Consider the following 24,604-nt stretch of genomic DNA (forward strand, 5'->3'; position numbering starts at 1 on the left):
CTACTCGGGCTCGCGTCCCGTGCGCCGGGCGGTGTAGCGCTCGACCGCCGACAGCCCGTCATAGATCAGCACGGCAAGGGCGGCGACGATCAGGCCACCCTGCAGGATGAAGGCGAGGTTGTTCGACAGCAGGCCTGCGATGATCACCTCGCCCAGTGTCCTCGCCGCTACCGTCGAGCCGATGGTCGCGGTGGCGAGGCTGATCACCACCGACAGCCGGATACCACCGAGAATGATCGGCGCGCTGAGCGGCAGCTCGACCTTGACCAGTCTTTGCCAGCCGGTCATGCCGGCGCCACGCGCCGCCTCGACTACGTTGGCCGGCAGCGTCGTCAGGCCGGTCAGCGCATTCTCGAAGATCGGCAGCAGTCCGTAGAGAAACAGCGCAATCAGCGTCGGCTTTTCGCCGAAGCCGACGGCCGGCACGGCAAGCGCCAGCACCGCCACCGGCGGAAAGGTCTGGCCGATATTGACCAGGCTGCGCGACAGCGGCAGGAATTCGGCGCCGGCTGGCCTGGTGACCAGAATGGCCAGCGCGACCGCAACGACCGTCGCGGCAACGGTCGCGATCAGCACGGTCCGCAGATGCAGCAGCGTCAACGTCAAAAGGCTGCCCTGATTGTAGATTACCGGCGCGTTGTTCTCTGTCAGCGGCTTCAGCAGCGGTTCGAACCAGCCGGGATTGGTGACGAAGGCAATAAGCACCACCACCAGGGCAAGCCTGAGCAGCAAGGGAAGCCAGGCTTTCATGCCGGCCTCGCCGCGCGCTTAACCAGCCCGTCCACAGTGACGCGGCCAAGTGGCTTGCCGTCGGTATCTTTCACCGGAAGTGCCGGGCGGCCCGACCACAGGAGTTCGGCGAGCGCGTCGCGTTGGCTGGCGTCACCGGGGATCGCCTCGCCTTCGGCCGTGCCTTTTTCCACCGCGTCGCGCACCCGGCCAAGCGACAACAGCCGGAACGGTTTTTCACTGGCGCCAACCAGGGTCTCGACAAACGCGCTGGCCGGTTTCGCCAGTATCTCGGCCGGCGCGGCATATTGCACTACTTTGCCGCCATCCATCACCGCGATCTTGTCGCCCATGTGAACGGCCTCTTCCATGTCATGGGTGACGAGGATGATGGTGGTGCCGAAGCGTTTCTGGATCGCCAGCAGATCCTCCTGCGCCTTGTTGCGGATGATCGGATCGAGCGCGCCGAACGGCTCATCCATCAACAGCACGTTGGGTTCCGCGGCAAGCGCCCGGGCGACGCCGACGCGCTGCTGCTGACCGCCGGAAAGCTCATGCGGATAGCGTGGCCCGTAGGCTTGCGGGTCGAGCTGGTATAGCGTCATCAGCTCGTCGACGCGGGCCTTGATGCGGTTGGCGTCCCAGCCGAGCAATACCGGCACAGTGGCGATGTTCTGCGCCACCGTGCGATGCGGAAACAGCCCGTGGCCCTGGATGGCATAGCCGATGCTGCGGCGCAGCTCATAATCCGGGACCGAGCGGTTGTCGACGCCGTCGAGCTTGATCACGCCCGATGTCGGCTCGACCAGCCGGTTTATCATGCGAAGCAGCGTCGTCTTGCCGGAGCCGGAGGTGCCGACGATGACGGCGATGCTGCGCGGCTCGATTACTATCGACACGTCGTCGACGACTGTCGTCTCGCCGAAGCGCTTGGTGACGCCTTCGATCTCGATCATGCCGTTTCAACCCTGCGCTTGCTGGCGCTCATTTCGATCACTGCATCGAGGATGATGGCAGCGGCGAAGGCCAGCACCACCGTCGGAACAGCACCGAGCAGCACCAGGTCCATCGCCGTCTGGCCGACCCCTTGGAATACGAACACGCCAAAGCCGCCGCCGCCGATCAACGCGGCAATCGTGGCGAGGCCGATATTCTGCACCAGCACGATGCGGATGCCGGTGAGGATCACCGGGAAGGCCAGCGGAAACTCGACGCCGAACAGCCGCTGGCGGTCGGTCATGCCCATGCCGCGCGCTGCGTCGTTGGCGGCACGCGGCACACCGGCAAGGCCGACCACGGTGTTGGCCACTACCGGCAGCAGTGAATAGAGGAACAAAGCGACGAAAGCCGGCGCTGTACCGATGCCGCGAATGCCGAGCGCGGCAGCACCCGGAACATGCGAAGCGACCCAGCCGAGTGGTGCGATCAAGAGGCCGAACAGCGCGATCGAAGGAATGGTCTGGATGATGTTCAGCACGTTGAGCACGCCGGCCCGCAATTTCTCGACGCGGTGGCAGAGGATGCCGAGCGGCAGGCCGATAATTACCGCAGCCGCCAGCGAACCCAGCGCCAGCGTCACGTGCTTGGAGCCTTCCGCCCAAAAACTATCGGCGCGATTGAAATATTCCTTGAGGATCGACAGGCTGTTCCAGCTTCCCGAGACGAGCAGCAGCCCGATCGCCGCGGCGGCGACAACAAGCACGCCGATGCGTGCCTGCGGCGACAGGTTCAGCCGCGTAAGCACGTCGGCGAGCAGAAGCGTGAAGGCGAAGATAAGCAGCCAAAAGCCCGAAGCCGGCGAGATACGGGCGAAGGTGTTGCCGGCGGGTGTCAGGAAACTGCCGGCGACGCCGATCAGCAGCGCCAGCGCTGCAAGCGCAACCACACTGGCGGCGAGGCGCAGAGCAAGCGGCGTTTTCAGCAGCGCAATGAGCGCCGCTGCGACGACAATCGCCATCAACAGCGGACCGACCGTCGCAGGCAAAGATTCGAGGATCGAGCGCGCCTCGCCGGGTACGATGCGATTGGCGCGGAAGGTGGCGAATGGCGCCGCAAAAGCCGCATAGGCCGATATCGCCGCGATGACCACGCCGAGCTTGTCGAACCGGATGCGCACGCCCTCCCCCATCGGCCGATCCGGCGCACCTCGAAAGCGGAGCGCCGGAATCGCCTTACTTCAGGAAGCCGTTCTTTTTCAAAAAGTCCTCGGCGACGCCCTTGACCGGCTCGCCGCCAACCTGCACGCGACCATTCAACTCCTGCAACGTGACGAGATCGAGCTTGGCGAACACCGGCTTCAGCAGCGTCTCGATCTCCGGATGCTCCTTCAGCACCGCCTCGCGGATGATCGGCGCCGGCTGGTAGACCGGCTGCACACCCTTGTCGTCCTCAAGCACGACGAGGCCGGAGGGCGCGATGCCGCCGTCGGTGCCATAGACCATGGCGGCGTTGGCGCCGTTGGTCTGGTTGGCTGCGGCGGCAATTGTCGCCGCCGTGTCGCCGCCCGACAGCGTGATCAACTGGTCCGGCTTCAGCGTGAAGCCATAGGTCTTCTGGAAAGCGGGCAGCGCGGCCGCCGAATTGACGAACTCGGCGGAGGCCGCCAGCACCACCTTGCCGCCGCCCGAGACATATTTGCCGAAGTCGGAAAGGGTGACGAGCTTATTGGTATCGGCGACCTCCTTGCGCAGGGCGATCGCCCAGGTATTGTTCGCCGGTGACGGTGACAGCCAGACGATCTTGTTGGCGTCGTAGTCGAGCTTCTTGGCAGTCTCGTAGGCCTTGGCGGCGTCTTTCCACACCGGATCATCGGCCTTCTCGAAGAAGAAGGCGGCGTTGCCGGTGTATTCCGGATAGATGTCTATCTCGCCGGCTGTAATCGCCTTGCGCACCACAGGTGTGCCGCCGAGTTGGATGCGGTCGGTGGTCTGGATATCGTTGGCGTTCAGCACCAGTTGGATGATATTGCCGAGCACGCCGCCCTCGGTGTCGATCTTCGACGACACCACCACCTGGGCACTCGCCGAGGCCAACGCAACTCCGAGCGCCAGTACAGCGCCGGCCAGAACCTTGATTGAAAACATCTCACAAATCCCTTGCTGTGAACCGGAATACGGCTGCCGCATATGAGCATGGCTTCGATGCCCCGTCGGGGTACACGGTTTCATAAGAAAGGGGATGGGCGCAATAATTTTGTTCGGATGCGAGTGACTCCGCCGTTGCCTCGTCCCGACAGCGTGACGTCAGCTGGCCGCGCGCAAGCCCGTCATCTTCAACACGCCCAGTGCCACGAAGCACAGCACGACGACCGGGAAAATCATCCAGTTCAACATCTCCCAGCCCCAGGCATTGTAGACCGCCCCCGACATCAGCGAGGCGAAGGCGACGGAGCCGAACAGGACGAAATCGTGAAACCCCTGGACCTTGCCTTTTTCGGATGACTGGTAGCTGTCGGCCACCATGGCGGTGGCACCGATGAAGCTGAAGTTCCAGCCAAGGCCGAGCAGGATCAGCGCCGTCCAGAACTGCCACAGTGCCAACCCTGACAGCGCCACTGTGGCGCAGCCAATCAGCAGCACCAGGCCGATCGCCACGATCCGCTCAGCGCCGAAGCGATAGATCAGCGACCCCGTGAAGAAGCTCGGCGCGAACATCGCCATCACATGCCAGGAAATGCCGAGCGTGGCGTCGTCGGTCGAAAGGCCGCAGCCGACCATGGCCAGCGGCGCGCCCGTCATGACGAAGCTCATCAGCGCGTAGCTGCCGACGGCGCAAAACAGCGCTGCGACGAAGCGCGGCCTGGTGACGATTTCCGAGAGCGGCCGGGCGTCGCTGTCGGCGATTTCCACCTTGTCGGTTGCCTTGGCCGGGATGCGCAACAAAGAGAGAATGGCGGCGCCGACCGCCGCCAGCACCAGGATGGACGCAAACGAGCCGGCAAACTTCACCGGCGAGAACAGGTCGCCGGTGAAGATGACGATCTGCGGTCCAAGGATGGCGGTGACGATGCCGCCGGCCAGCACGAAGGAGATGGCGCGCGCCTTGAATTCAGGCGGCGCATTGTCGGCGGCGGCAAAGCGGAACTGCTGGACGAAGGCGCCTCCGATGCCGATCACGGCCAAGCCGAAAGCGAATAGCCAGAAGCTGGCATGAAACAGCGCCAGCGTGGCGACCAGCCCGCCAAGCGCCGTGACCGCTGTGCCGGTCATGAAGCCGTCGCGCTGGCCGAGCCGGCGGATGATCGCCGCGGCCGGCAAGGAACCGAGCGCCACGCCGACATTGAAACCGGTGATCGGCGCGGTTGCCAGCGACTTGTCAGCATCGAGCAGGTACTGCCCCGCCAATCCGCCCATGGAAATGGCGATGGGTGCGGCCGAGCCGATGATCGCCTGCGAGGCTGCGAGGATGAAGGCGGTGCGACGCGCTTCCTTGCCCGCCCCAACGGCGACGATAGCAGTCATGAGGCGTCCTTGCCGCGGCCCTCGCCACGCACCCGGCGCGACACGCGATCAAGCACCGCATTGACCAGTTTCGGCTCGTCTTCCTCGTAAAATGCCTTGGCGATGTCGACATATTCGGAGACGATAACCGCCACCGGCACGTCCTCGCGCTGCATCAGCTCGTAGACGCCGGCGCGCAATATGGCGCGCAATGTGGAATCGAGCCTCGACAGAGGCCAGTCCTCGGTCAGCGCCTGTCGGATGACTGGATCGATGGTCTTCTGGTGCTCGACAACGCCGGCAAGAATGGCGCGAAACCATTGCGCGTCGGCCTCGCGATAGAGCGCGCCGTCGACTTCCTTGCCGAGCCTGAACGCCTCGTACTCGGCGGTGATCTCGAAGACGCCGCTGCCGGCGACATCCATCTGGTAGAGCGCCTGCACGGCGGCCAGACGGGCAGCACCGCGCTTGTTGGCGTGGCGCACCGTGGGCTGGCCGGGCGAAGCGGGTTCGCTCACGAGGGCGCTCCCAGCTGTTCCTTTAGAGCGATCATGGTCAGCGCCGCACGCGCCGCAAAGCCGCCCTTGTCGCCTTCCGAACGCCTGGCGCGTGTCCAGGCCTGTTCGTCGTTTTCGGTGGTCAGGATGCCGTTGCCGATGCAGACCGCATCCTGCACGGACAGGTCCATCAGGGCACGGCTGGATTCATTGGCGACGATATCGAAATGATAGGTGTCGCCGCGGACCACCGTGCCGAGGGCGACGAAGCCGTCATAGTTCGTCCCGCCTTCGGAGGCACCGTCGAGCGCGAAGGAAATCACCGCCGGGATTTCGAGCGAGCCCGGAACGGTGACGACATCGTATGTCGCGCCCGCTTCCTCGAGGGCCTTTGTCGCGCCTTCGAGCAACGCGTCGGCAAGGTCGTCGTGAAAGCGTGCCTCGATGACAAGAAGGTGGGCCTTCTTCTTCGGACGGATGAACGCTTTGCCGTGTTGGGATGTGCCTGCCATAGATGTCTCCGGGGATCGCCGGTGACTTAGGCCGAAGCCGGTTTGATCGCAAGCGGAAGATTGCCGAAGGAACTTTCAAGGCCAACTCGGCGGCGGTCGCACCAGGGAATGGGCTTTATGGACGAGCGCCTCAAAGCCCCTCTTTAGCCGCCTCCACCAGTCGCGCCGCATAGCGGGCCATGGTGTCGATCTCGAGATTGACGCGATCGCCGACCTGGCGTTCGCCCCAGGTGGTGACCGTCAGTGAGTGGTGGATCAACAGCACGTCGAAGCGGCTGCCTTCGACCTTGTTGACGGTCAGCGAAGTGCCGTCGAGTGCGACGGAGCCCTTGGGCGCGATGAATTTGGCCAGCTCTCGCGGTGCATCCAGGGTGAAGCGAACGGCGTCGCCTTCCTCCTTGCGCCCTACGATCTCGGCCATGCCGTCTACATGGCCTGAAACGATATGGCCGCCAAGCTCGTCGCCGATCTTCAGCGCCCGCTCCAGGTTGATGCGCGTGCCGGATTTCCAGCCCATCGCGGTCGTCAGCCTGAGTGCTTCTTCCCAGGCCTCGACCTCGAACCAGCGTGCGTTGGCGCCGTCTTCCGGCAATCCCGTCACCGTCAGGCAGACGCCGCCACAGGAAATCGAGGCACCGATGGCAATGGTCTGCGGATCGTAAGCGGTGTCGATACGCAAACCGACGCCTTCCCTGAGCGGCTTCACGGCAGCGACGGTGCCGACATCGGTGACGATTCCAGTGAACATTAGTTTGGCCCCGTGAACATCAGGTCGGTCCTAGATGTCTCTTATCCATTCCGCATATGTATCTTCGCCGAAACGCATGTTGCGCAATTTGCGAAATCCCGGCGGGATATTGTTGGCATCGATCGGCGATACAATGCCGCCCTCGCCGATCGCGTCCGGCCCCTGAAACAGCACGATACGATCGACCAGTTGTTCGTCGAGGAACGCCTTGGCCACCCTCGCGCCGCCCTCGACCAGGACGCTTGCCATGCCGAGCGCCGCCAGATCCTCGAACAGTTCCGGCAGCGCGATATCGCCTTCATAGGTCTCAGTACCGATGAAGCGAACGCCGGCACGTTCGAGCGCGGCGCGCCGGTGCGGATCGGCCTCGGCGCAGGCAGCGACATAGAGCGGCACACGGTCGACGCCGGCGACCAGTTTCGAAGTCTCGGGTAGCCTGATCTGACGGTCGAGTACGATGCGCGCCGGCGAACGGCTCTCCAGTCCCGGAAGCCGAACCGTCAGCGCCGGATCGTCCTCCAGTGCCGTGCCGATGCCGATCAATATGCCATCGGCTTCGGCGCGCATCAGATAGACTTCGCGTCGGGCGATATCGCCGGTGATGGAGAGCTGTCCCTCGCCTTTCACGCCGATCTTGTTGTCGCTCGAAAGCGCAAGTTTCAGGATCACTTCCGGGCGTTTTTTCAGAGATCGAATTAAATAGCCGGCCATCTGCTCCGCAGCCTCGGCCGCCAACACTTTTTCCACCACTTCGACGCCGGCGGCACGCAAGATTGCATAGCCCTTGCCGGAAACACGCGGGTCAGGATCGCTGGCAGCGCCGACCACACGCGCCACGCCGGCACTGACCAGCGCATTGGCGCAAGGCGGCGTGCGGCCGTGATGGGCGCAGGGCTCCAGCGTTACATAGGCGGTGGCGCCGCGCGCCAGTTCGCCGGCCTCTGCCAAAGCCTCGGTCTCGGCATGCGGCCGGCCGCCGACGGCGGTGACGCCGCTGCCGACGATCATCGGCCCGTCGCCGTCATCGCGCACGATCAGCGTGCCGACGGAAGGGTTGGTCGAGGTCCGCCCGGCATTCTTGCGCGACAGCCTGAGGGCTGCCGCCATATAGCGGCGATCGAGGACCTCTTGTTCAGCCGTGCGGCGTCCGGACCCTGCCATGCTCAGCTGGCGTCCTCTTCGCTCTTCAGCTCTTCGCCCCTGAGCTCGTCGGCTTTGAGCTCGTCGCCTTTGAGTTCGCCCAACACGTCGTGGAAATCCTTGGCCTCGCGGAAATTGCGGTAGACGGAGGCAAAGCGCACATAGGCGACATCATCGAGCGACTTAAGCGCCTCCATGACCAGCCGGCCGACTTCCCCCGAGGCCACCTCGGTCTCGCCCGAGCTTTCGAGCTGGCGCACGATGCCGGTCACCGCCCGATCGATACGTTCCGGGTCGACATTGCGCTTGCGTACCGCGATCTCGACAGAGCGCAGCAACTTGTCGCGGTCGAACGGCACCTTGCGTCCAGACTTCTTCACCACGACGAGATCGCGCAATTGGACGCGCTCGAAAGTGGTGAAGCGGCCGCCGCAATCCGGGCAGACGCGCCGCCTGCGGATCGCTGCACCGTCTTCGGCAGGGCGCGAATCCTTCACCTGCGTATCTTCGGACTGACAGTAGGGACAGCGCATGGAGAGCCTTCGGTTCGCGATTCTCGTAGTGCGAACGGCTTAGAGGTTTTTGCCACGATGGCAAAGTATGGCCGATGACCGATCGCGTCTCAGAGATAGCGAGGCACGAGGAAAATTGCGAGAGCGGCAATTAGTTGGACGGCAATACGCCAATCAGGGAGCGACGTCGCCGGTCGGGAAGCCGCAGGACGTGCCGAGATAGCGATAGGCCTTGGTGAAGCCGTCCATCGATATCGTCGCGACCGGCTTGTCGGCGAAGCTGACATCGAGGGCGCTGGTACGGCGCATGGCACGCAGTATGGCAACCGTGGTCTCGGGTTTGTTGTCCATCATCCACTGTCCGTCGGCGATAATATGAAAGCCAGCCTTGATCTTGTCGTTGACGTCGCGGAACACCGCCGGGATGTTGTCCCCCTTGGGCAAGTCACTGTTTCTCACGGCGATGATGAGGCTCGGATAGCCCTCGGGTGGCAGTACGTCGCCATTCGAGATGGCCAGCGTGAGGGTGCCACTGGTGCCGTTAGCGTCGAAAAAGACCGTCGAGGCGGCGCAGGTCTTGCGCACGTCCTCACCGGTGTTGACCTCGTCCACCGTGGTGGACCACCTGCCAAAAGTCTCTGTCTTGGGTGCTGCCGGCGTCGGCTCGGTCTGCGCCAAGGCCGCGCCGAGTAGCTGAGAGGTCGCTAAGGTGAGCAAGGCAGCGCCAACACTGGTGAAACGGAAAATTCGCATCATCATCAAACGTCTCCGAGATGCAGCCGTGGCCAGTTGATCGGCGCCGTCACAGTTGGGGGCTGACGCCCTGCGTCAACCAAGATACGGGTAAAGCGGAAAACGATCCGTCAATGCCGCCACCTTGGCCTTCACGGTTGCCTCGACGGCCGCGTTGCCTTCGTCGGAATTGGCGACCTTCAGTCCATCCAGCACTTCGGCGATCAGCTTGCCGATCTCGCGGAACTCGGCCTGACCGAAGCCGCGCGTGGTGCCGGCCGGCGTGCCGAGCCGAACGCCCGATGTCACGAAAGGCTTTTCCGGATCGAAGGGGATGCCGTTCTTGTTGCAGGTGATGTTGGCGCGGCCAAGGGCAGCCTCGGCGCGCTTGCCGGTTGCGTTCTTGGGACGCAGGTCGACCAACATCAGATGGTTGTCGGTGCCGCCGGAGACGATGTCGAGACCGGTTTCCTGCAGACTGGAGGCCAGCGCCTTGGCATTGGCGACGACGCTCTCCGCATAGATCTTGAAGCTCGGCTTCAGCGCCTCGCCCAGAGCCACCGCCTTGGCGGCGATCACATGCATCAGCGGTCCACCCTGCAGGCCGGGGAAGACGGCCGAATTCATCTTCTTGGCAATATCCTCGTCGTTGCAAAGGATCATGCCGCCGCGCGGCCCGCGCAGCGATTTGTGCGTCGTGGTGGTGACCACATGGGCATGCGGCAGCGGCGACGGATGCATGCCGCCGGCGACCAGGCCGGCGATGTGGGCCATGTCGACCATCAGATAGGCACCGATCGAATCGGCGATCTCGCGAAAACGCTTCCAGTCCCAGACACGTGAATAGGCTGTGCCGCCGGCCAGGATCAATTTCGGCCTGGTCTCATGGGCGGTCTTCTCGATCGCATCCATGTCGAGCAGATGATCGTCCCGGCGTACGCCATAGGAGACGACCTTGAACCATTTGCCGCTCATATTGACCGGCGAGCCATGTGTCAGGTGTCCGCCGGAATTGAGGTCGAGGCCCATGAAGGTGTCGCCGGGCTGCAGCAACGCCAGGAACACCGCCTGGTTCATTTGGCTACCGGAATTCGGCTGGACGTTGGCGAAGTTGCAGCCGAACAGCTTTTTCGCGCGTTCGATGGCCAGTTCCTCGGCGACATCGACGAATTGGCAGCCGCCATAGTAGCGCTTGCCCGGATAGCCCTCGGCATATTTGTTGGTCATGATCGACCCCTGTGCCTCGAGCACGGCACGCGAGACGATATTTTCCGAGGCAATCAGCTCGATCTCGTGGCGCTGGCGGCCGAGTTCGTTGCGGATTGCGCCGAAAATCTCGGGGTCGGCATCGGCAAGCGTGGTTTCGAAAAAGGATTCGAATTTGTTCGACACTGCCGCTGCTGTTGCCATGGGCTGAAATCCTCAAGGTTCGGGGTCTGTCGCGCCATTAACACAGTTGCTTTCGGCCCGCCACGTTTGCAGCGCGAAATTTGCTGGCCGGATTGCGCCAGAGAGACTGGCAGCCTCTATTTCCTTGCCTGCCGGCCCTTCAGCAGGGCCTCGGTGAGCGTGATCTCGGTGAACAGCGCCTGCATCGTATGGTCGTTAATCTGGCCGCTGCGAAACATTGCGCGAACCGCTGCGCGTTCGGCCTCAATGCCCGCCAGCCTCAATTCGAGCTCCAGCCGTCCGGCCTCACGGGCCTCGGCGCGCGCCTCGTCGGCCTCGTCGGAGGCAGCGATGCGGCGACGGTAGCCGGCGACGATGCTATCGGCGGCGGCAAGCCGGGCGCCGGGTACTTCCCCTTCATCGCCGTCGGTCGCGCCGGCCATGCTCTCGATGCGGGCGATGGCGGCGTTGGCCGCGCCCACGCGCGCAAGACGCTCCTCGGCAGCGCCAGGATCCTCGCCCGGCTCGACCAGCCCCCGCGCCACCTTGGGCAAGGCAAGGCTGGCTATGAGCAATGAGCAGATGATGACGCCTGCGGCGAGGAAGATCACCACGTCGCGCGCCGGAAAGGGCGAACCATTCGGCATGGTGAGCGGCAGCGACAGGATGCCGGCCAGCGTGATGGCGCCGCGCACGCCGGCAACAGAGCCGGCGATCCGGACGCGCAGCCCGAACGGCTCGGCCTTCTGCTCGCGTAATCGCGCCGAGACGCGCGTCGCGATGTCGCCGACCCAGATCCACAGGAAGCGCAGCCCGATCAGGCATAGTGTCAGCGCGACCACCGTGGCGATTGGCTGGATGACCGGATAGCGGCTGCCGAGCTCAGGCGGCACGTTGCCGATGATTTCGGGAAGCTGCAACCCGAGCAGGATGAACAGCGCGCCGTTGAAGACGAAGGATAGCGTCGTCCACAGCGATACGGTCTGTATGCGCGCCGAGACGCCGAGAAAGCGGAAAATCCCGGAGCCGCCGGTGAGCACTCCGGCCGTGACCGCCCCCAGAATGCCCGAGGCGCCGACATTCTCGGCGCCGAGATAGGCGATGAACGGCAGCAGGACCATGACCAGCACCTGCGCCTCGGACGGCACGCCGCCGATACGGTTCAGCAATTGCAGCACCTTGGCGGCGACGAACAAGGCAGCCACGCCGGCCAGGATGCCGGCAGCGACGGCATAGAGGAAAGTCACGGATGCCGCGACGAAGGAGAAGCTGCCGGTCAAGGCAGCTGCCACCGCAAAGCGGAACATCACGAGGCCCGACGCATCGTTGAGCAGCGCCTCGCCCTCCAGGATGTGCATCAGCCGGGCCGGGACCAGGCTCTTGTCGACGATCGAGGAGACGGCCACCGCATCGGTGGGCGACAGCACCGCAGCAAGTGCGAAAGCGACGACGAGCGGGATGCTCGGGACAAGCCAGTGCAAAGCGTAGCCGAAGCCGACAATGGTGAAGAAGACCAGCCCGATGGCGAGGTCGAGGATCGGCCCGCGCAGCGCGATCAGTTCGCGCTTGGGCGCACCATAGGCGTCGCTGAACAGCAGCGGTGGGATGAACACTAGCAGGAACAGCTCGGGATCGATCTCGACATGCATGCCGCGCACCGGCCAGGCGAGCGCTGCACCGATGGCGATCTGCAGTACCGGCAGCGGCACCCGCACCAGCCGGACCAGCGCGCCCGAAACGGCGACGAAGATGAGCACGACCAGAATGAACATTGCGACATGCATGATGCGATTTCCGACTACAGCGCCGCGTCCTTTTTCCGGCAATCGGCCCAGCAAAGCTTTCCGCGAAAGACTCGGCAACGAAAAAGGCCGCCTTCCGGCGGCCTTTTGCAAATGAACTCAGCTGCTTAGAGCGCGGATGTGATCTGCAGCTCGTTGGCTCCGTCGAGGCCGTAAATGTCGTCACGGAACTGGACCACGCCCGGCCCTGTCGACCAGGCCGAGACGTAGAGAAAATAAACCGGCACCGGATTGGTGACCTGCACCGGCGTGTTCTCCCCGGTCTTGATCGCCGCCTCGAAATGCTGGCGATCCCAGCCCGGTGTGTCGCGCAGAATCCAGGTGACGAGGTCGCGCACGTTCTGAACCCGCACGCAGCCAGAGGAATCGAAGCGCATCAGCTTGCCGAACAGGCTCTGCTGCGGCGTGTCGTGCATGTAGACGCCGTCCGGGCTGGGAAAATTGATCTTGACTGAGGCCATCGCGTTGCCGGAACCGGGATCCTGGCGGAAGCGGTATTTGGCGGCATCATCGGTCGACCAGTCGACCGTCATTGGGTCGACCTCGCTGCCGTCCGGCGCAAACAGGCGGATATGGCTGTCCTTGAGATAGTTGGGGTCCTTCCGCATCAGCGGAATGATGTCCTTGCGCACGATCGAGACCGGCGCGTTCCAGTACGGATTGACGATGATTTCGTTGATCTTGGAATTGACGATCGGCGTCTGGCGATCGATCTTGCCGACGATTGCGGTGTGGCGCAGCACAACGCGGTCGTTCTCGACAGCCTCGATCTGCGCCGCCGGGATGTCGACCAGAACATAGCGGTTGCCAAGCGTGCCGGCCCGCTCACGCAGCCGTTGCAGATTGGTCTGGAGTTGACCGAGCCGAACCGGCGCCGACACGTTCATTGCCGCGAAAGTATATTTGCCCGTGGTTCCGTCGGCCGGCAAGCCGTGACGCAACTGGAAGCGCTTGAGCGCCGAGTCGACGTAAGAATCGAACGCTTCCGAGAGCCCGGCGCTCTGCGCCAGATCGCCCGATATCATCAAGCGCCTGCGCAGCGGCACCACATCGGGATCCTCGACGCCAAGCTGCAGCTTCTTGGTGTCTGGAACCTGTTCCCAGCCGCCTTGCGCGACGATATTCTGATACTGCATGATCGCCTGCTCGGTGAAGGACACCGTCTGCAGGCTGAAGATCGGCAGCGTCGAGGCAACCTTGCCGCCTTCGCTGGCACGCGCATCGAATTGGTCGTCCCAATTGCCGCGCGCCGAGGATTTCAGGATATCCCCGATCACATCCTGCGCACTGGCGCGGCCGGCGACCATTGCAGCTGCGAGCGCGGAGGCTCCTGAAAGGAAGAAACGGCGGCTGGTTCTCATGGACGTTCCAGACATTCTTGCTACAATTCAACCCACCGGGCGGTCTCGCCCGCACTCTAGAGTTGGCTTCTTAACAATTAGCCAACCATGGCCCGCATCACTTCGGTGTAAAACCACATGGGAAGTGACTTGAGCACAGGACAAATGCACGGCTTTGGCCCCAGCATCACCCGCATCTTCGGTTCCATTGGAATATGGCGGCAACGTGGCTGTTGCTCGAATTTGGATCGGCCGGCCTGACGAAACGGCAAGACCGGTGCTTTTCGGCACCGGCCTTTGCTCCACTCCGCGGCAGCACTTCCGTAGTCCAGCTTCAAATCTAGATGCGGCGGATGCGATTACATCCGGTAGGCGATGGTATCGTTCCAGAACCGATCCAGGCGCTGCAGGGCGCGGTTCATCTGCTTGAACTCTTCCGTGTTGATGCCGCCAACCTGCTCGATCGAACCGACATGGCGTTCGTAGAGGCCGGCGACGACTTCCGCCACCTCATTGCCCTTCGGCGTCAGCGAAACCCGCACCGAACGGCGGTCGATGCGCGAGCGCTGGTGGTTGATGAAGCCGAGATCGACCAGCTTCTTCAGATTGTAGGAGACGTTCGAGCCGAGATAGTAGCCACGCGAGCGCAGTTCGCCGGCGGTCAGCTCCGAATTGCCGATGTTGAACAGGAGCAGCGCCTGGATGGCGTTGATGTCGGAGCGACCGTTGCGGTCGAATTCGTCCTTGATCACATCAAGCAGACGGCGATGCAGCCGCTCGACCAGCTGCAGCGATTCCATGTACAGCGAACGGATCGCCTCGCGGCGGTCATCGGATATGTTGGCGGTCTTCGCCGCCGGACGCGAATTGATCATTGTCTTTGCCTCTCGTTTGTCGCCCGGTGATTTTTTGTTCTTCACCTTGATCGCGACACTATCGAATACTCATAAAATTCGACTTAAACGCCAAGGCTAACAAGAGCTTACCGGTAAGGGGTTTCGAAAGAGGCTTAACGGACGGTCACCCGAGCAAGGATAATTAACCTAAAGATTTAGCCAACGATCCTGGCCGGAAGGCTATCGCCGGGGTTGCCGCTTCTGGATCCAGATCACCACGCGGAACACTATGTAGAGCAGCGCCACCGCAAGATGCGAGGCGACGATCAGCGGCCGGTGGCCGAACAACTCGGGGAAGCCAGCATACATGACGCACTCGGTCACCGCGCAGATGAACCAGATCACCGGCCCCCAGGACGCCAGCATCCACAGGCCGGCGGCAGCGAACGGAAAAAACACCGCCAGCACCACCGCCGCCACCTGCCAGTGTACCGGCATCAGGTCGAAGCGCCACAACGGGCCGGGGTAAAAGCCGATCAGCCGGATCCAGTACAAGATGCCGAACAGCAGACAGTAGCCGGCGATGACGCGCTGGAACCAGGCGAAGATGACCTCGATCGTCGAGGGTTGCAGCACCACGCGTCTCGAGGCGACCTCGCTCACAGCTTCAGTTCCCGTTCGCCGAGCGGTGCGAAATAGGCGTCGACGTTGGCGGCGCTGACGTCATCGATACCTGCCGGCCGCCATTGCGGCGTCGAGCCTTTATCGATGATGGCGGCGCGGATACCTTCATAGAAGTCGTGCCCGGCAAGCATGCGGTTGAGGATACGGAACTCCATTTTCATGCACTCGTCCATCGACAACGTCTGCCCGGCGCTGATCTGGCGCCATGCAACATGCAGGCTGGTCGGTGAACGTGTGCGGATGGTGGCCAGCGTCTTTGCCGCGAACTCGTCGGCAGCGGCTGCCCGCTCCAGACTGGCGACGATATCGGCCAGCGACGGCTGCGCGAAATGCCGGGCGATGGCTTCCAGCGTCGGCCTGTCGGTCTCGCGCCTGGCCGGGATGAAGCAGCCGCGCAGCACCGATTCCGGGTCGCCGCTTTCCGCCAGACGGTCGAGGAAGCCGGCCTGGTCCTCCGCCTTGATCGTATGGGTGGCGAGGCCTGAGCACAAAGCATCGCCATAGCGGATGCGGTTGCCGGTCAGCGCCAGATACATGCCGAAGCTGCCGCCGAGATCCGGCAACAGATGGCTGGCGCCGACATCCGGGAAAAAGCCGATGCCGACCTCGGGCATGGCAAACTGGGCGTTCTCGGTCAGCACTCGCTGCGAACCATGGAAGGAGATACCTACGCCGCCGCCCATGACGATGCCGTCGATCACCGCGACATAGGGTTTCTTGAAGCGGGCGATGCGGGCGTTCAGCCGGTATTCATCGGCGAAGAAATCGACCGGAGGCCTTCCTGCGCGGCCGGCTTCGTAGATGTGGAGGATGTCGCCGCCCGCCGAAAATGCCCTGCCCTCGGCCTTGACGACGACAACGTCGACGCCGTCGTCGCGCTCCCAACTGCGCAGCGCCTTGTCCAGCGCCTTGACCATGCGGTGGGTTACGGCATTGAGCGCCTGCGGCCGCGTCAGCGTGACGACGCCAGCCCTGCCCAATCTTTCGAAGCGAATCTCGTCGCCTCCGCCAAAATCCATCGCCAGAGAATCCCTCCCCGCGCCCGCCGGGAGTGAAGTGCTAAAGCGTGGCGCATGGCCGCGTCAATGGCGGCGGCCAATCCGCTGCATGGTCGTCGGCGTCACCCAGTGCTAATGCTGGCGCTTTGAACCGGAAGGTTGAACCATGCCTTGGTTGCCGCGCCTTGCTGTTATGGTGGTCGGCCTGATCGCTGCGAACACTCCTCCCGTATCGGCCGAAACCGTCGACGAGCTCTATCAATCGCAGACCATCGTCACCGGCCAGGGCGAGGTCAACAGGCAGATCGGCTTCAAGGCCTGCCTCGATGCGGTGCTGGTTCGTGTGTCCGGCGATCAGCGGCTGCCGAAGAGAACTGAGATGGCGGCGCTGCGCGACAAGGCCGGCAGCTTCGTTGCCGAATTCCGCTATCGCGACCGTCTCGAAGGCATTCCAATCCATGACGAACAAGGCACCCATGACCGGCCGCATGATCTCACTTGTCTGTACAGGCCTGACGTTATCGATCCGGTGCTTGCCGCGCTTGGCAGCAAACCATGGCTTGGCGAGCGGCCACGCCTGGCAATTTTCCTGGCGGCGGAGCAAGGCACAAGGCAGTTCGTGCTGGCCGCCGACGATGAGGGGGCGGCGATGCGCGAATCCTTCGTCAATGCCACCGGTCCGCTGGTCATGCCGATTGTGTTTCCCGAAGCGTCACTGCTGTCGGCCTCGAAGCTTGACGACCAGGCCCTGCGCCATGCCGATATCACGACGCTGGACCAGCTTGCCAGGAAGGCCGGAGCCGACCAGGCGCTCGCCGGCAGTATCGTCTGGAGCGACAAGGAACTGGGCTGGATAGCCGACTGGCGGCTTGCCTTGAATGGCAAGAGCTACAATTGGCAAGTGCGCGGCGTCAGCTTCGACGAGGCATTCCGCGTCGCCATGCGGGGTGCTGCGCAGATCCTGTCGGGCAATGGCCAACCAGAATAGCGCCCGACAAGACCGCTGGCACAATCGTGTCGCATTGGTCAGCAGCGGAGGCTCGTGGTAAAAGCCGCCCGATCCGGAGTTTTTGCGATGAACAGATTCACCCCTGCAAAGCCTGCCGGCGCGCGCAGCGTCGACGAGATCACCGGCAGCCGGCGGCTGCGGCGCATGCGCAAGGCCGACTGGTCGCGCCGCCTTGTCCAGGAGAACCGGCTGTCGGTCGACGATCTGATATGGCCGATCTTCGTCGTCGACGGCAGACAAGTGCGCGAACCGATCGCCGCCATGCCCGGCGTGTTCCGCCTGTCGCTCGACCTCGCCGTCAAGGAGGCTGAGCGCGCGGCCAAGCTTGGCATTCCGGCGATCGCCACTTTCCCCAATGTGGAGCTCGGCCTGCGCGATCAGACCGGTTCGCACATCCTCGATCCGGAAAATATCATCAACCGCGCCACCCGCGCCATCAAGCGGGCGGTGCCGGAGATCGGCATCATCACCGACGCGGCGCTTGACCCGTTCACCTCGCATGGCCATGACGGCATCTTGCGCGAGGGCATTATCGTCAATGATGAAACGGTGGAGCAAGTGACGGCGGCGGCCGTCATCCAGGCGGCGGCGGGGGCCGACATCATTGCCCCCTCGGACATGATGGACGGCCGGATCGGTGCCATCCGCGATGCGCTCGACGCCAATGGATTTCAGGATGTGGCGATCATGTCCTATGCGACCAAGTTCGCATCCGCTTTTTACGGCCCCTACCGTGAGGCGGTCGGCACCGCCGGCCTGCTCAAGGGCGACAAGAAGACCTATTATATCGATCACGCCAATTCCGACGAAGCGGTGCGCGAGGCCGAGCAGGATCTGGCCGAGGGCGCCGACATGCTGGTGGTCAAGCCCGGCCTGCCCTATCTCGACATCATCCGCCGGCTGAAAGTCGAGTTGCAGATGCCGACCTTTGCCTATCAGGTCTCGGGCGAATATTCGATGATCAAGGCCGCCGCCGCCAATGGCTGGATCGACGGCGAAAAGGCGATGCTGGAATCGCTGCTCGCCTTCAAGCGCGCCGGCTGCGACGGCATCCTGACCTACTTCGCGCCGGAAGTGGCGGCGATGCTCAAGGGGTGATGCGCCTTTGTAGCGTCTACATCGAGTAGTGTTCGTTCGTCCAAAGCGCGACATGGAACGCCGCAGGACATCGCTTCAAGTTTACGCTGCCCCTCGTTGCCCTGCCCGGTATTTCTCCCCGTAAAGTGGCAGGGAGAAAGACGCGTTCGTAAAAGATTTTACCAATCTCCAGCGTTGCAAAAACATCGACGTTGCGGCCGGCCCCTTCTCCCCGTCACTATACAGGGAGAAGCTGCCGGCAGGCGGATGACGGGCGGCGCCGACATTGAGATTGGTTATTCCAACATGATTTGGAAGCGATTGCCCCGCCAGCAAAAATACCGCTTGCAAAATGCAATCAGTTAAGCTAGCCCGATAACTGCTTGCATGTCACAATTGGTTATCGAGGAGGCTCCCATGTCCAAGCTTCGCGTCAGCGCTTTCACCCTGTCGATCGACGGCTTCGGCGCCGGTCCCGACCAAGACCTGAAGAACCCGCTGGGTGTTGGCGGAGAAGCCCTGCACGAATGGATGTTCGGCACCCGCACCTTCCGCAAGATGGTCCTCGGCAAGGATGGCGGGACCACGGACACCGACGAGGCGTTCGCGGCACGCAGCTTCGAAAATGTCGGCGCATGGATCCTCGGCCGCAACATGTTTGGGCCGATCCGCGGCGAATGGCCGGATGACAGCTGGAAAGGCTGGTGGGGTGACAACCCACCCTACCACGTGCCGGTCTTCGTGCTCACGCACCATGCGCGTGATCCTATTGTCATGGAGGGCGGCACGACCTTCTATTTCGTGACCGACGGCATCCACTCAGCGCTGGAGAAGGCGAAGGCAGTGGCTGACGGTAAGGATGTACGGCTGGGCGGCGGCGTTTCTACGATCCGGCAATATCTCAAGGAAAAGCTCATCGACGAAATGCATCTGGCGATCTCACCGGTCCTGCTAGGCGCCGGCGAGAGCCTTTTTGCCGGCATCGACATGCCCAAGCTCGGCTATCGCTGCAGCGAGCAGGTCGCGACGCCGAAGGCCACGCATGTCATCATCGAGCGCACCTAGCTTGTTGCAGGGTGCCGCCATGGAGCGGCGCCCTCCTCGCCGCTTTAGTCAGTACTTCTCCGGCACATACAGTTCGCGCGGCAGTACCTGGCGCTCGTATTCGGGATTGAAGACGCGCTCCGGCAGTGTGATCTCCTCGTGCGGCACCTCCTCATAGGGCATCTGCTTGAGGAGATGGTCGATGCAGTTCAGCCGTGCCCGTTTCTTGTCGTTGCCCTCGACGATGAACCACGGGGCTTCCGGGATATTAGTGCGGGCGAACGTTTCTTCCTTGGCCTTGGTGTACTGCTCCCAGCGCACGCGCGACTGGAGGTCCATCGGCGACAGTCTCCATTGCTTCATCGGGTCATGGATGCGCATCAAAAAGCGCATCTGCTGCTCCTCGTCGGTGATCGAAAACCAGTATTTGACAAGCGTAATGCCTGAGCGGACCAGCATGCGTTCGAAATCCGGAACGTCGCGGAAGAACTCCTCGACCTGATCCGGCTGGGCAAAGCCCATTACCCGCTCGACGCCGGAGCGGTTGTACCAGGAGCGGTCGAACAGCACGATCTCGCCGCCGGCCGGCAGATGCGGAACGTAGCGCTGGAAATACCATTGCGACTTCTCGCGCTCGGTCGGCGCCGGAAGTGCTGCGACGCGGCAGATGCGCGGATTAAGCCTCTGGGTGATGCGCTTGATAACACCACCCTTGCCCGCCGAGTCGCGGCCCTCGAAAACCACGACGAGCTTCTTCTTGTGATAGGCGACCCAGGACTGCAGCTTGATCAACTCGGATTGCAGCGTGATGAGATCGCGAAAATACTGCAGGCGGTCGATCGATGGCGGATGTGCATTCTTGTAGATCTTGGCGATCTCCATCGACAGCGCCGGCTCCGAGATTTCCAGCTCATAGTCTTCATCCAGCGTGTCGGCGAGTTCCGCTTCCAGCCAGTCCCTGGCCGGGGAATTCTGTTTTATCTCGGTCATTTACGCTGCTCCGCTTACAGGCCTTGCCGGCCGCTGTCAGGCGCTCTGCCGCCCGGCCCGGCGGCCGGAAATCGAAGCGCTGGACCGATGTTAGTATAGGCCGGCAATGACGGTTTTATTGCAGCCACTACTGCGCTGGCTGTGCGTTTCAATCCGCAAGATGTGATCGAGCTTGCCCTGCGGAACGGGCGACAAGCGGAACGAATTATCCTACAAATAGCCGGTTCATTGAGGGCTGTCGTCTGCAACGCCCTTTCCCGATAAATTGTGAGGACACGACATGGAATACCGCACTCTCGGCCGTTCCGGGCTGAAGGTTTCGACGCTGACCATGGGCACCATGACGTTCGGCGGCGGCGGCGCGTTTTCGGCGGTCGGCAAGACCGACCTCGACGAGGCGCGCCGGATGATCGACCTTTGCATCGATGCCGGCGTCAATGTCATCGACACCGCCAATGTCTATTCGAACGGCGTGTCGGAAGAGATCATCGGCGAGGCGCTTGGCGGCAAGCGCAAGGGCGACGTGCTGATCGCCTCCAAGGCGCGCATGCGGATCGGCAAAGGCCCCAATGATGAAGGCCTGTCGCGCTACCATCTGATCCGCGAATGCGAGAGGAGCCTGAAGCGGCTCAGGACGGATGTCATCGACATCTATTTCCTGCACGAGTGGGATGGCCTGACACCGCTTGAGGAAACCATCGCCGCGCTCGACACGCTGGTCGCGCAGGGCAAGGTCCGTTATGTCGGCTGCTCCAATTATTCCGGCTGGCAAGTGATGAAGGGGCTGGGGATCAGCGACCGTCATCACCAGCCACGCTTCGTCACCCAGCAGATCCATTACACGTTGGAAGCGCGCGAGGCCGAGTATGAATTGTTACCGATCTCGGTCGACCAGGGGCTCGGCGTGCTGGTCTGGAGCCCGCTTGCCGGCGGGTTGCTGTCCGGCAAATACCACCGTGACCAGCCGACCGCCCGCCAGCTCAGCGGCTGGTCGGAACCGCCGATCCGCGACGAGGACCGGCTGTGGCGGATCGTCGACACGCTGATCGATATCGGCAATAATCACGGCGTGTCGGCGGCGCAGGTGGCGCTCGCCTGGCTGCTCGGCCGGCCCGCTGTCAGTTCGCTGGTGATCGGCGGACGAACCGAAGCCCATTTCAAAGACAATATCGCCGCTGCAAGCCTTGTGCTTGCCGATGAGGAGCGCACACGGCTCGATGTGGTCAGCAGGCCGCCCGTGCTCTATCCCTACTGGCACCAGCAATTCACGGCAAAGGACCGGTTCGGGCCGGCCGATCTCGTTCTCGACCGCGACGGCGCCTGAAAAGCCGGGCTCTCCGGACTGCGCCGAGATATGGAGCCCGATCGTGCCTTGCGGTGTTGTGTTTGCGGTCCAATGCTCCTAGGCAAAGGCCAAGCACAACGAAAGGAAACGATATGGCACGAGCACCGAACTACGGTCAGGAACGCAAGGAACGCGACCGGCAGAAGGCTGCCAAGAAGGCGGAAAAGCAGGCTGCCAAGGTCGCAGCCAAGGAGCGATCGAAGCCCGAGGGCGAGAGCGAGTCCCAAACCAAAACCGAAACGGCAGAGTGATGATATCCGGGCTGCCAGGCGGGCCGGGCCTCGGTCAAATCCCGCTATGCCTCAGGCAGGCGCCTTGTCGCTGACGAAGACGTTCACTTCACGAGCGGCGGCAATGAAGGCCCGTCTTGCGTTCATGGCCGGCTTGTCGCCGGCCAGCGCATCATGACAGGCTTGCAACGCTTCGCGGTGCTTGGGGCTGCGCTTGCCGGGCCAATTGTTGAGGAGGTAGTCGGAAGCCTCGCGGGCCGTACGCAAGAGCTGATTGCTTCCCGCCGCGCCCTTGACGGTCACGGGTGTGTCAAATCGGTTGTTTTCCATCGCCGCTCTTACGCCATCGGCATTTGCGAAGCGAGACCGAAAGTAGCATTCTTCGCTCATCTGCTCTTTTCGTGATCAATGGCAGCCGATCCTCACTCAAGCGACGACGGCAAATCCCCGGGCGCGCAGGCCGCGCCGGTCGTTGCGCAGCGAGGTCACCAGCCGGTCGCGGCTGCCGGTGATATGGGCCGAAAGCAGGCGGGCGGCGGTATCGGCATCGCCGGCCCGCACCGCCGACAGAATGGCATGGTGTTCGGCCCAGGCACGGCCGAGCGCTGCCTCGTCGCGAACCTCGAGCCAGCGGGCGCGCGACAGGCGCGTCATCGCATCGCGAACCGCTCTGAACAGGAACTCGTTGCCTGACAGGCGTGCCAGCTCGATATGAAAATCCCTGCCGACGCGATGCCATTCCTCGCGCGGCGTCTTGTCGTCGCAGGAATCGAGCATCGCCTCGATGATTTCGACGGCACTTCTGTCCTGCAAGGTGCAAGTCAGCCTGACTGCCGCGACCTCGACCGCCTCGCGATAGACGGCGATCTGCTCCAGCTCGGCAAGATTGATTGGCGAGACCGTCCAGCCGCGGCCGTCGCGGCAGATCAGGCCTTCGGTCTCGAGCCGCAGCAACGCAGCCCTGACCGGCGTGCGCGAGGCGCCGAAGCGGCTTTCGACCCAGCGCTCCGTCAGCCGCTCGCCGGGACCAATCTCGAGCCCGAGGATCATCTCGCGAAGCTGCTTTTCGACGTTCTGCATCTGCGACATTGGCGTTCCGTTCAGGTCATTCGTTCCGGCAATCGGGTCACTGGCCGGCGTTGGCCGATCACGCCGGCCTTTGTCGATCATGTTTGAGAGGCCCGCATTGACAGCGACGGGGCTTGCGTTCATGACAGATACCAGCTTGGTATCCCAAATTGGTATCCACAGCAAGTTTCATGCAAGCTGGCCGGACAGGACAGACATGCCGCAAGACGCCAACCGCGCCACGCACAACGTCCACTGGCGCCGCAATCTCGCCGTGTGTTTTGCCGGCTCGTTCACCACGCTTGTAGCGATGACGCTGCTGTTGCCCTTCCTGCCGCTTTACGTCGAGCAGCTGGGCGGAGAGGGCCATGCGGCGATCGTGCAGTGGTCGGGCGTCGCCTACGGCGCCACCTTCCTTGCCGCCGCGCTGGTCGCGCCCCTGTGGGGGCGGCTAGGCGACCGCTACGGCCGCAAACTGATGCTGGTGCGCGCCAGTTTCGGCATGGCGCTGTGCATGTCGCTGACCGGCATGGTGCAGACTGTCTGGCAATTGGTGCTCTTGCGCCTGCTGATCGGCTTTGCCGGCGGCTATTCTTCGGGCTCGACCATCCTGGTTGCCATGCAGACGCCGAAGGATCGCTCCGGCTGGGCGCTGGGCGTGCTGTCGGCCGGTATCACCGCCGGTGCCCTGGTCGGTCCGCTGCTTGGCGGCGCGCTGCCGCCGCTGATTGGCATCCGCGCCACATTCCTGCTCGCCGGCGGCGTCATTTTCCTGGCTTTTCTGGCAACCACCTTGCTGATCAAGGAGGCGCCTCGCCCGGTTGCCGCCAAGGCCGCGTCAGAAGAAAAAGTGAAAGACAGCTGGTCGCAGATTCCCGACAAGCGCCCCGTCGTCGCCATGCTCGCGACCGGCATGCTGTTGAGTTTCGCCACCATGTCGATCGAGCCGATCATCACCGTCTATGTCCAGCAGCTCATCGAAGACCAGAGCCAGGTCACGCTGGTCTCCGGCATCGTCATGTCCGCGGCAGCGCTCGGCGCCATCCTGTCGGCGTCGCGGCTCGGCAAGCTCGCCGACCGTATCGGCCACTGGAACGTCATCGTTGCCGCACTCGCCGTCTCGGCGCTGCTGCTGATCCCGCAGGCCTTCGTTACCCAGGGCTGGCAACTCGTCGTCCTGCGTTTCCTGATGGGCCTGGCGCTTGGCGGTCTTTTGCCCTGCATCACCAGCGTCATCCGCCACAATGTGCCCGACGGGGTCGGCGGCAATGTGCTGGGCTTGTCGATCTCGGCGCAATATGTCGGGCAGGTCGCCGGACCGTTGCTCGGCGGCTTTGCCGGCGGCCATTTCGGTATGCGCTCGGTGTTTCTCGGCACATCCATTCTGATGGCGGGCGGAGCGGCCTATAACTGGCTGGTCCAGTCGCGCCGCGAGCGCGACATGCTGGCGGAAGCCGGCAAATCCTGACACGGTTCGCAGCAC

General features: G+C 63.1%; 26 protein-coding genes. 6 read left to right on the forward strand and 20 right to left on the reverse strand.

Annotation, left to right across the window (positions count from 1 at the left end):
- The 17 genes from NKJ15_RS22520 to NKJ15_RS22600 form a co-directional block, all read right to left on the reverse strand.
- Complete coding sequence (locus NKJ15_RS22520) at positions 1–750, reverse strand: ABC transporter permease (protein WP_352542409.1); 750 nt, start codon at positions 748–750, stop codon at positions 1–3.
- Positions 747–1,685 (reverse strand): ABC transporter ATP-binding protein, encoded by a 939-nt coding sequence (locus NKJ15_RS22525; RefSeq protein ID WP_352542408.1) that lies wholly within the window; start codon positions 1,683–1,685, stop codon positions 747–749. Before NKJ15_RS22525 ends, NKJ15_RS22520 begins: the two co-directional genes overlap by 4 nt.
- Complete coding sequence (locus NKJ15_RS22530; protein WP_352501519.1) at positions 1,682–2,857, reverse strand: ABC transporter permease; 1,176 nt, start codon at positions 2,855–2,857, stop codon at positions 1,682–1,684. Before NKJ15_RS22530 ends, NKJ15_RS22525 begins: the two co-directional genes overlap by 4 nt.
- 43 nt (positions 2,858–2,900) lie before the next feature.
- Positions 2,901–3,812: a glycine betaine ABC transporter substrate-binding protein OsmF gene (gene osmF / locus NKJ15_RS22535; protein ID WP_352682048.1), complete on the reverse strand. Its 912-nt coding sequence runs from the start codon at positions 3,810–3,812 to the stop codon at positions 2,901–2,903.
- Positions 3,813–3,971: 159 nt separating this feature from the next.
- On the reverse strand, positions 3,972–5,189 hold the full coding sequence (locus NKJ15_RS22540) for an MFS transporter (protein WP_352501517.1): 1,218 nt from the start codon (positions 5,187–5,189) through the stop codon (positions 3,972–3,974).
- Positions 5,186–5,686 carry a transcription antitermination factor NusB gene (gene nusB, locus NKJ15_RS22545; protein WP_023674496.1) on the reverse strand — a complete coding sequence of 167 codons (501 nt, stop codon included), beginning with the start codon at positions 5,684–5,686 and terminating at the stop codon, positions 5,186–5,188. The genes NKJ15_RS22540 and nusB overlap by 4 nt, the downstream gene beginning before the upstream one ends.
- Positions 5,683–6,177 (reverse strand): 6,7-dimethyl-8-ribityllumazine synthase, encoded by a 495-nt coding sequence (gene ribH / locus NKJ15_RS22550; RefSeq protein ID WP_023674495.1) that lies wholly within the window; start codon positions 6,175–6,177, stop codon positions 5,683–5,685. Before ribH ends, nusB begins: the two co-directional genes overlap by 4 nt.
- A gap of 130 nt (positions 6,178–6,307) precedes the next feature.
- Positions 6,308–6,925 (reverse strand): riboflavin synthase, encoded by a 618-nt coding sequence (locus tag NKJ15_RS22555; protein WP_352501515.1) that lies wholly within the window; start codon positions 6,923–6,925, stop codon positions 6,308–6,310.
- A 30-nt stretch (positions 6,926–6,955) separates the two neighbouring features.
- Positions 6,956–8,086, reverse strand: a complete 1,131-nt coding sequence (gene ribD / locus NKJ15_RS22560; RefSeq protein ID WP_352501514.1) for a bifunctional diaminohydroxyphosphoribosylaminopyrimidine deaminase/5-amino-6-(5-phosphoribosylamino)uracil reductase RibD — start codon at positions 8,084–8,086, stop codon at positions 6,956–6,958.
- A gap of 2 nt (positions 8,087–8,088) precedes the next feature.
- A complete protein-coding gene (gene nrdR / locus NKJ15_RS22565; protein WP_352501513.1) occupies positions 8,089–8,598 on the reverse strand; it encodes a transcriptional regulator NrdR in 510 nt (169 codons plus the stop codon).
- 153 nt (positions 8,599–8,751) lie between these two features.
- A complete protein-coding gene (locus NKJ15_RS22570; protein ID WP_352472055.1) occupies positions 8,752–9,336 on the reverse strand; it encodes an invasion associated locus B family protein in 585 nt (194 codons plus the stop codon).
- A gap of 69 nt (positions 9,337–9,405) precedes the next feature.
- On the reverse strand, positions 9,406–10,719 hold the full coding sequence (gene glyA / locus NKJ15_RS22575; protein ID WP_352449301.1) for a serine hydroxymethyltransferase: 1,314 nt from the start codon (positions 10,717–10,719) through the stop codon (positions 9,406–9,408).
- Between the two features lie 116 nt (positions 10,720–10,835).
- Positions 10,836–12,482 carry a Na+/H+ antiporter gene (locus tag NKJ15_RS22580; RefSeq protein ID WP_352817663.1) on the reverse strand — a complete coding sequence of 549 codons (1,647 nt, stop codon included), beginning with the start codon at positions 12,480–12,482 and terminating at the stop codon, positions 10,836–10,838.
- A 125-nt stretch (positions 12,483–12,607) separates the two neighbouring features.
- Positions 12,608–13,861: a L,D-transpeptidase family protein gene (locus NKJ15_RS22585; protein WP_023674488.1), complete on the reverse strand. Its 1,254-nt coding sequence runs from the start codon at positions 13,859–13,861 to the stop codon at positions 12,608–12,610.
- 338 nt (positions 13,862–14,199) lie between these two features.
- A complete protein-coding gene (ldtR, locus tag NKJ15_RS22590; RefSeq protein WP_352472015.1) occupies positions 14,200–14,715 on the reverse strand; it encodes a transcriptional regulator LdtR in 516 nt (171 codons plus the stop codon).
- A gap of 201 nt (positions 14,716–14,916) precedes the next feature.
- Positions 14,917–15,339, reverse strand: a complete 423-nt coding sequence (locus NKJ15_RS22595; RefSeq protein WP_023674485.1) for a DUF6163 family protein — start codon at positions 15,337–15,339, stop codon at positions 14,917–14,919.
- Positions 15,336–16,379, reverse strand: a complete 1,044-nt coding sequence (locus NKJ15_RS22600; RefSeq protein ID WP_352817666.1) for an enoyl-CoA hydratase/isomerase family protein — start codon at positions 16,377–16,379, stop codon at positions 15,336–15,338. Before NKJ15_RS22600 ends, NKJ15_RS22595 begins: the two co-directional genes overlap by 4 nt.
- Before the next feature lie 145 nt (positions 16,380–16,524).
- Between NKJ15_RS22600 and NKJ15_RS22605 the strand changes: the two genes are divergently transcribed.
- The 3 genes from NKJ15_RS22605 to NKJ15_RS22615 all read left to right on the forward strand — a co-directional run bounded on the left by NKJ15_RS22605 (position 16,525) and on the right by NKJ15_RS22615 (position 19,509).
- The gene (locus NKJ15_RS22605) at positions 16,525–17,346 is read left to right on the forward strand and encodes a DUF8605 domain-containing protein (protein WP_352817668.1); all 822 of its coding nucleotides are present in this window, start codon (positions 16,525–16,527) and stop codon (positions 17,344–17,346) included.
- 87 nt (positions 17,347–17,433) lie between these two features.
- Positions 17,434–18,465, forward strand: coding sequence for a porphobilinogen synthase (gene hemB, locus NKJ15_RS22610; RefSeq protein WP_352817670.1), 1,032 nt, complete (start codon positions 17,434–17,436; stop codon positions 18,463–18,465).
- Positions 18,466–18,861: 396 nt separating this feature from the next.
- Positions 18,862–19,509, forward strand: a complete 648-nt coding sequence (locus NKJ15_RS22615) for a dihydrofolate reductase family protein (protein WP_352472020.1) — start codon at positions 18,862–18,864, stop codon at positions 19,507–19,509.
- Between the two features lie 48 nt (positions 19,510–19,557).
- Here the strand turns inward: NKJ15_RS22615 and ppk2 are convergent, their stop codons facing one another.
- Complete coding sequence (gene ppk2 / locus NKJ15_RS22620) at positions 19,558–20,478, reverse strand: polyphosphate kinase 2 (protein WP_352817674.1); 921 nt, start codon at positions 20,476–20,478, stop codon at positions 19,558–19,560.
- Positions 20,479–20,758: 280 nt separating this feature from the next.
- On the opposite strand from ppk2, the gene NKJ15_RS22625 reads away from it, so the two are divergent.
- Positions 20,759–21,802 carry an aldo/keto reductase gene (locus tag NKJ15_RS22625; protein ID WP_352472022.1) on the forward strand — a complete coding sequence of 348 codons (1,044 nt, stop codon included), beginning with the start codon at positions 20,759–20,761 and terminating at the stop codon, positions 21,800–21,802.
- 113 nt (positions 21,803–21,915) lie between these two features.
- Positions 21,916–22,074, forward strand: coding sequence for a hypothetical protein (locus NKJ15_RS22630; protein ID WP_254817539.1), 159 nt, complete (start codon positions 21,916–21,918; stop codon positions 22,072–22,074).
- A 51-nt stretch (positions 22,075–22,125) separates the two neighbouring features.
- Here the strand turns inward: NKJ15_RS22630 and NKJ15_RS22635 are convergent, their stop codons facing one another.
- Positions 22,126–22,383: a DUF982 domain-containing protein gene (locus tag NKJ15_RS22635; protein ID WP_023674477.1), complete on the reverse strand. Its 258-nt coding sequence runs from the start codon at positions 22,381–22,383 to the stop codon at positions 22,126–22,128.
- A gap of 96 nt (positions 22,384–22,479) precedes the next feature.
- Entirely contained in the window at positions 22,480–23,142 is a 663-nt protein-coding gene (locus NKJ15_RS22640; RefSeq protein ID WP_352817677.1) for a GntR family transcriptional regulator, read from the reverse strand.
- 196 nt (positions 23,143–23,338) lie between these two features.
- Here NKJ15_RS22640 and NKJ15_RS22645 point away from each other — a divergent pair, with 196 nt between their 5' ends.
- The gene (locus NKJ15_RS22645) at positions 23,339–24,589 is read left to right on the forward strand and encodes a multidrug efflux MFS transporter (RefSeq protein WP_352817680.1); all 1,251 of its coding nucleotides are present in this window, start codon (positions 23,339–23,341) and stop codon (positions 24,587–24,589) included.
- Positions 24,590–24,604 lie beyond the last annotated feature (15 nt).

Source organism: Mesorhizobium sp. M0207 (assembly GCF_040321995.1).
Taxonomy (GTDB): Bacteria; Pseudomonadota; Alphaproteobacteria; order Rhizobiales; family Rhizobiaceae; genus Mesorhizobium.

Bases quoted from the DNA above. Each gene is read 5' to 3' on its own strand.
- NKJ15_RS22520 (WP_352542409.1), bottom strand. From the start codon at position 750: ATGAAAGCCTGGCTTCCCTTGCTGCTCAGGCTTGCCCTGGTGGTGGTG.
- NKJ15_RS22525 (WP_352542408.1), bottom strand. From the start codon at position 1,685: ATGATCGAGATCGAAGGCGTCACCAAGCGCTTCGGCGAGACGACAGTC.
- NKJ15_RS22530 (WP_352501519.1), bottom strand. From the start codon at position 2,857: ATGGGGGAGGGCGTGCGCATCCGGTTCGACAAGCTCGGCGTGGTCATC.
- osmF (WP_352682048.1), bottom strand. From the start codon at position 3,812: ATGTTTTCAATCAAGGTTCTGGCCGGCGCTGTACTGGCGCTCGGAGTT.
- NKJ15_RS22540 (WP_352501517.1), bottom strand. From the start codon at position 5,189: ATGACTGCTATCGTCGCCGTTGGGGCGGGCAAGGAAGCGCGTCGCACC.
- ribH (WP_023674495.1), bottom strand. From the start codon at position 6,177: ATGGCAGGCACATCCCAACACGGCAAAGCGTTCATCCGTCCGAAGAAG.
- NKJ15_RS22555 (WP_352501515.1), bottom strand. From the start codon at position 6,925: ATGTTCACTGGAATCGTCACCGATGTCGGCACCGTCGCTGCCGTGAAG.
- ribD (WP_352501514.1), bottom strand. From the start codon at position 8,086: ATGGCAGGGTCCGGACGCCGCACGGCTGAACAAGAGGTCCTCGATCGC.
- nrdR (WP_352501513.1), bottom strand. From the start codon at position 8,598: ATGCGCTGTCCCTACTGTCAGTCCGAAGATACGCAGGTGAAGGATTCG.
- NKJ15_RS22570 (WP_352472055.1), bottom strand. From the start codon at position 9,336: ATGATGATGCGAATTTTCCGTTTCACCAGTGTTGGCGCTGCCTTGCTC.
- glyA (WP_352449301.1), bottom strand. From the start codon at position 10,719: ATGGCAACAGCAGCGGCAGTGTCGAACAAATTCGAATCCTTTTTCGAA.
- NKJ15_RS22580 (WP_352817663.1), bottom strand. From the start codon at position 12,482: ATGCATGTCGCAATGTTCATTCTGGTCGTGCTCATCTTCGTCGCCGTT.
- NKJ15_RS22585 (WP_023674488.1), bottom strand. From the start codon at position 13,861: ATGAGAACCAGCCGCCGTTTCTTCCTTTCAGGAGCCTCCGCGCTCGCA.
- ldtR (WP_352472015.1), bottom strand. From the start codon at position 14,715: ATGATCAATTCGCGTCCGGCGGCGAAGACCGCCAACATATCCGATGAC.
- NKJ15_RS22600 (WP_352817666.1), bottom strand. From the start codon at position 16,379: ATGGATTTTGGCGGAGGCGACGAGATTCGCTTCGAAAGATTGGGCAGG.
- NKJ15_RS22605 (WP_352817668.1), top strand. From the start codon at position 16,525: ATGCCTTGGTTGCCGCGCCTTGCTGTTATGGTGGTCGGCCTGATCGCT.
- hemB (WP_352817670.1), top strand. From the start codon at position 17,434: ATGAACAGATTCACCCCTGCAAAGCCTGCCGGCGCGCGCAGCGTCGAC.
- NKJ15_RS22615 (WP_352472020.1), top strand. From the start codon at position 18,862: ATGTCCAAGCTTCGCGTCAGCGCTTTCACCCTGTCGATCGACGGCTTC.
- ppk2 (WP_352817674.1), bottom strand. From the start codon at position 20,478: ATGACCGAGATAAAACAGAATTCCCCGGCCAGGGACTGGCTGGAAGCG.
- NKJ15_RS22625 (WP_352472022.1), top strand. From the start codon at position 20,759: ATGGAATACCGCACTCTCGGCCGTTCCGGGCTGAAGGTTTCGACGCTG.
- NKJ15_RS22630 (WP_254817539.1), top strand. From the start codon at position 21,916: ATGGCACGAGCACCGAACTACGGTCAGGAACGCAAGGAACGCGACCGG.
- NKJ15_RS22635 (WP_023674477.1), bottom strand. From the start codon at position 22,383: ATGGAAAACAACCGATTTGACACACCCGTGACCGTCAAGGGCGCGGCG.
- NKJ15_RS22640 (WP_352817677.1), bottom strand. From the start codon at position 23,142: ATGTCGCAGATGCAGAACGTCGAAAAGCAGCTTCGCGAGATGATCCTC.
- NKJ15_RS22645 (WP_352817680.1), top strand. From the start codon at position 23,339: ATGCCGCAAGACGCCAACCGCGCCACGCACAACGTCCACTGGCGCCGC.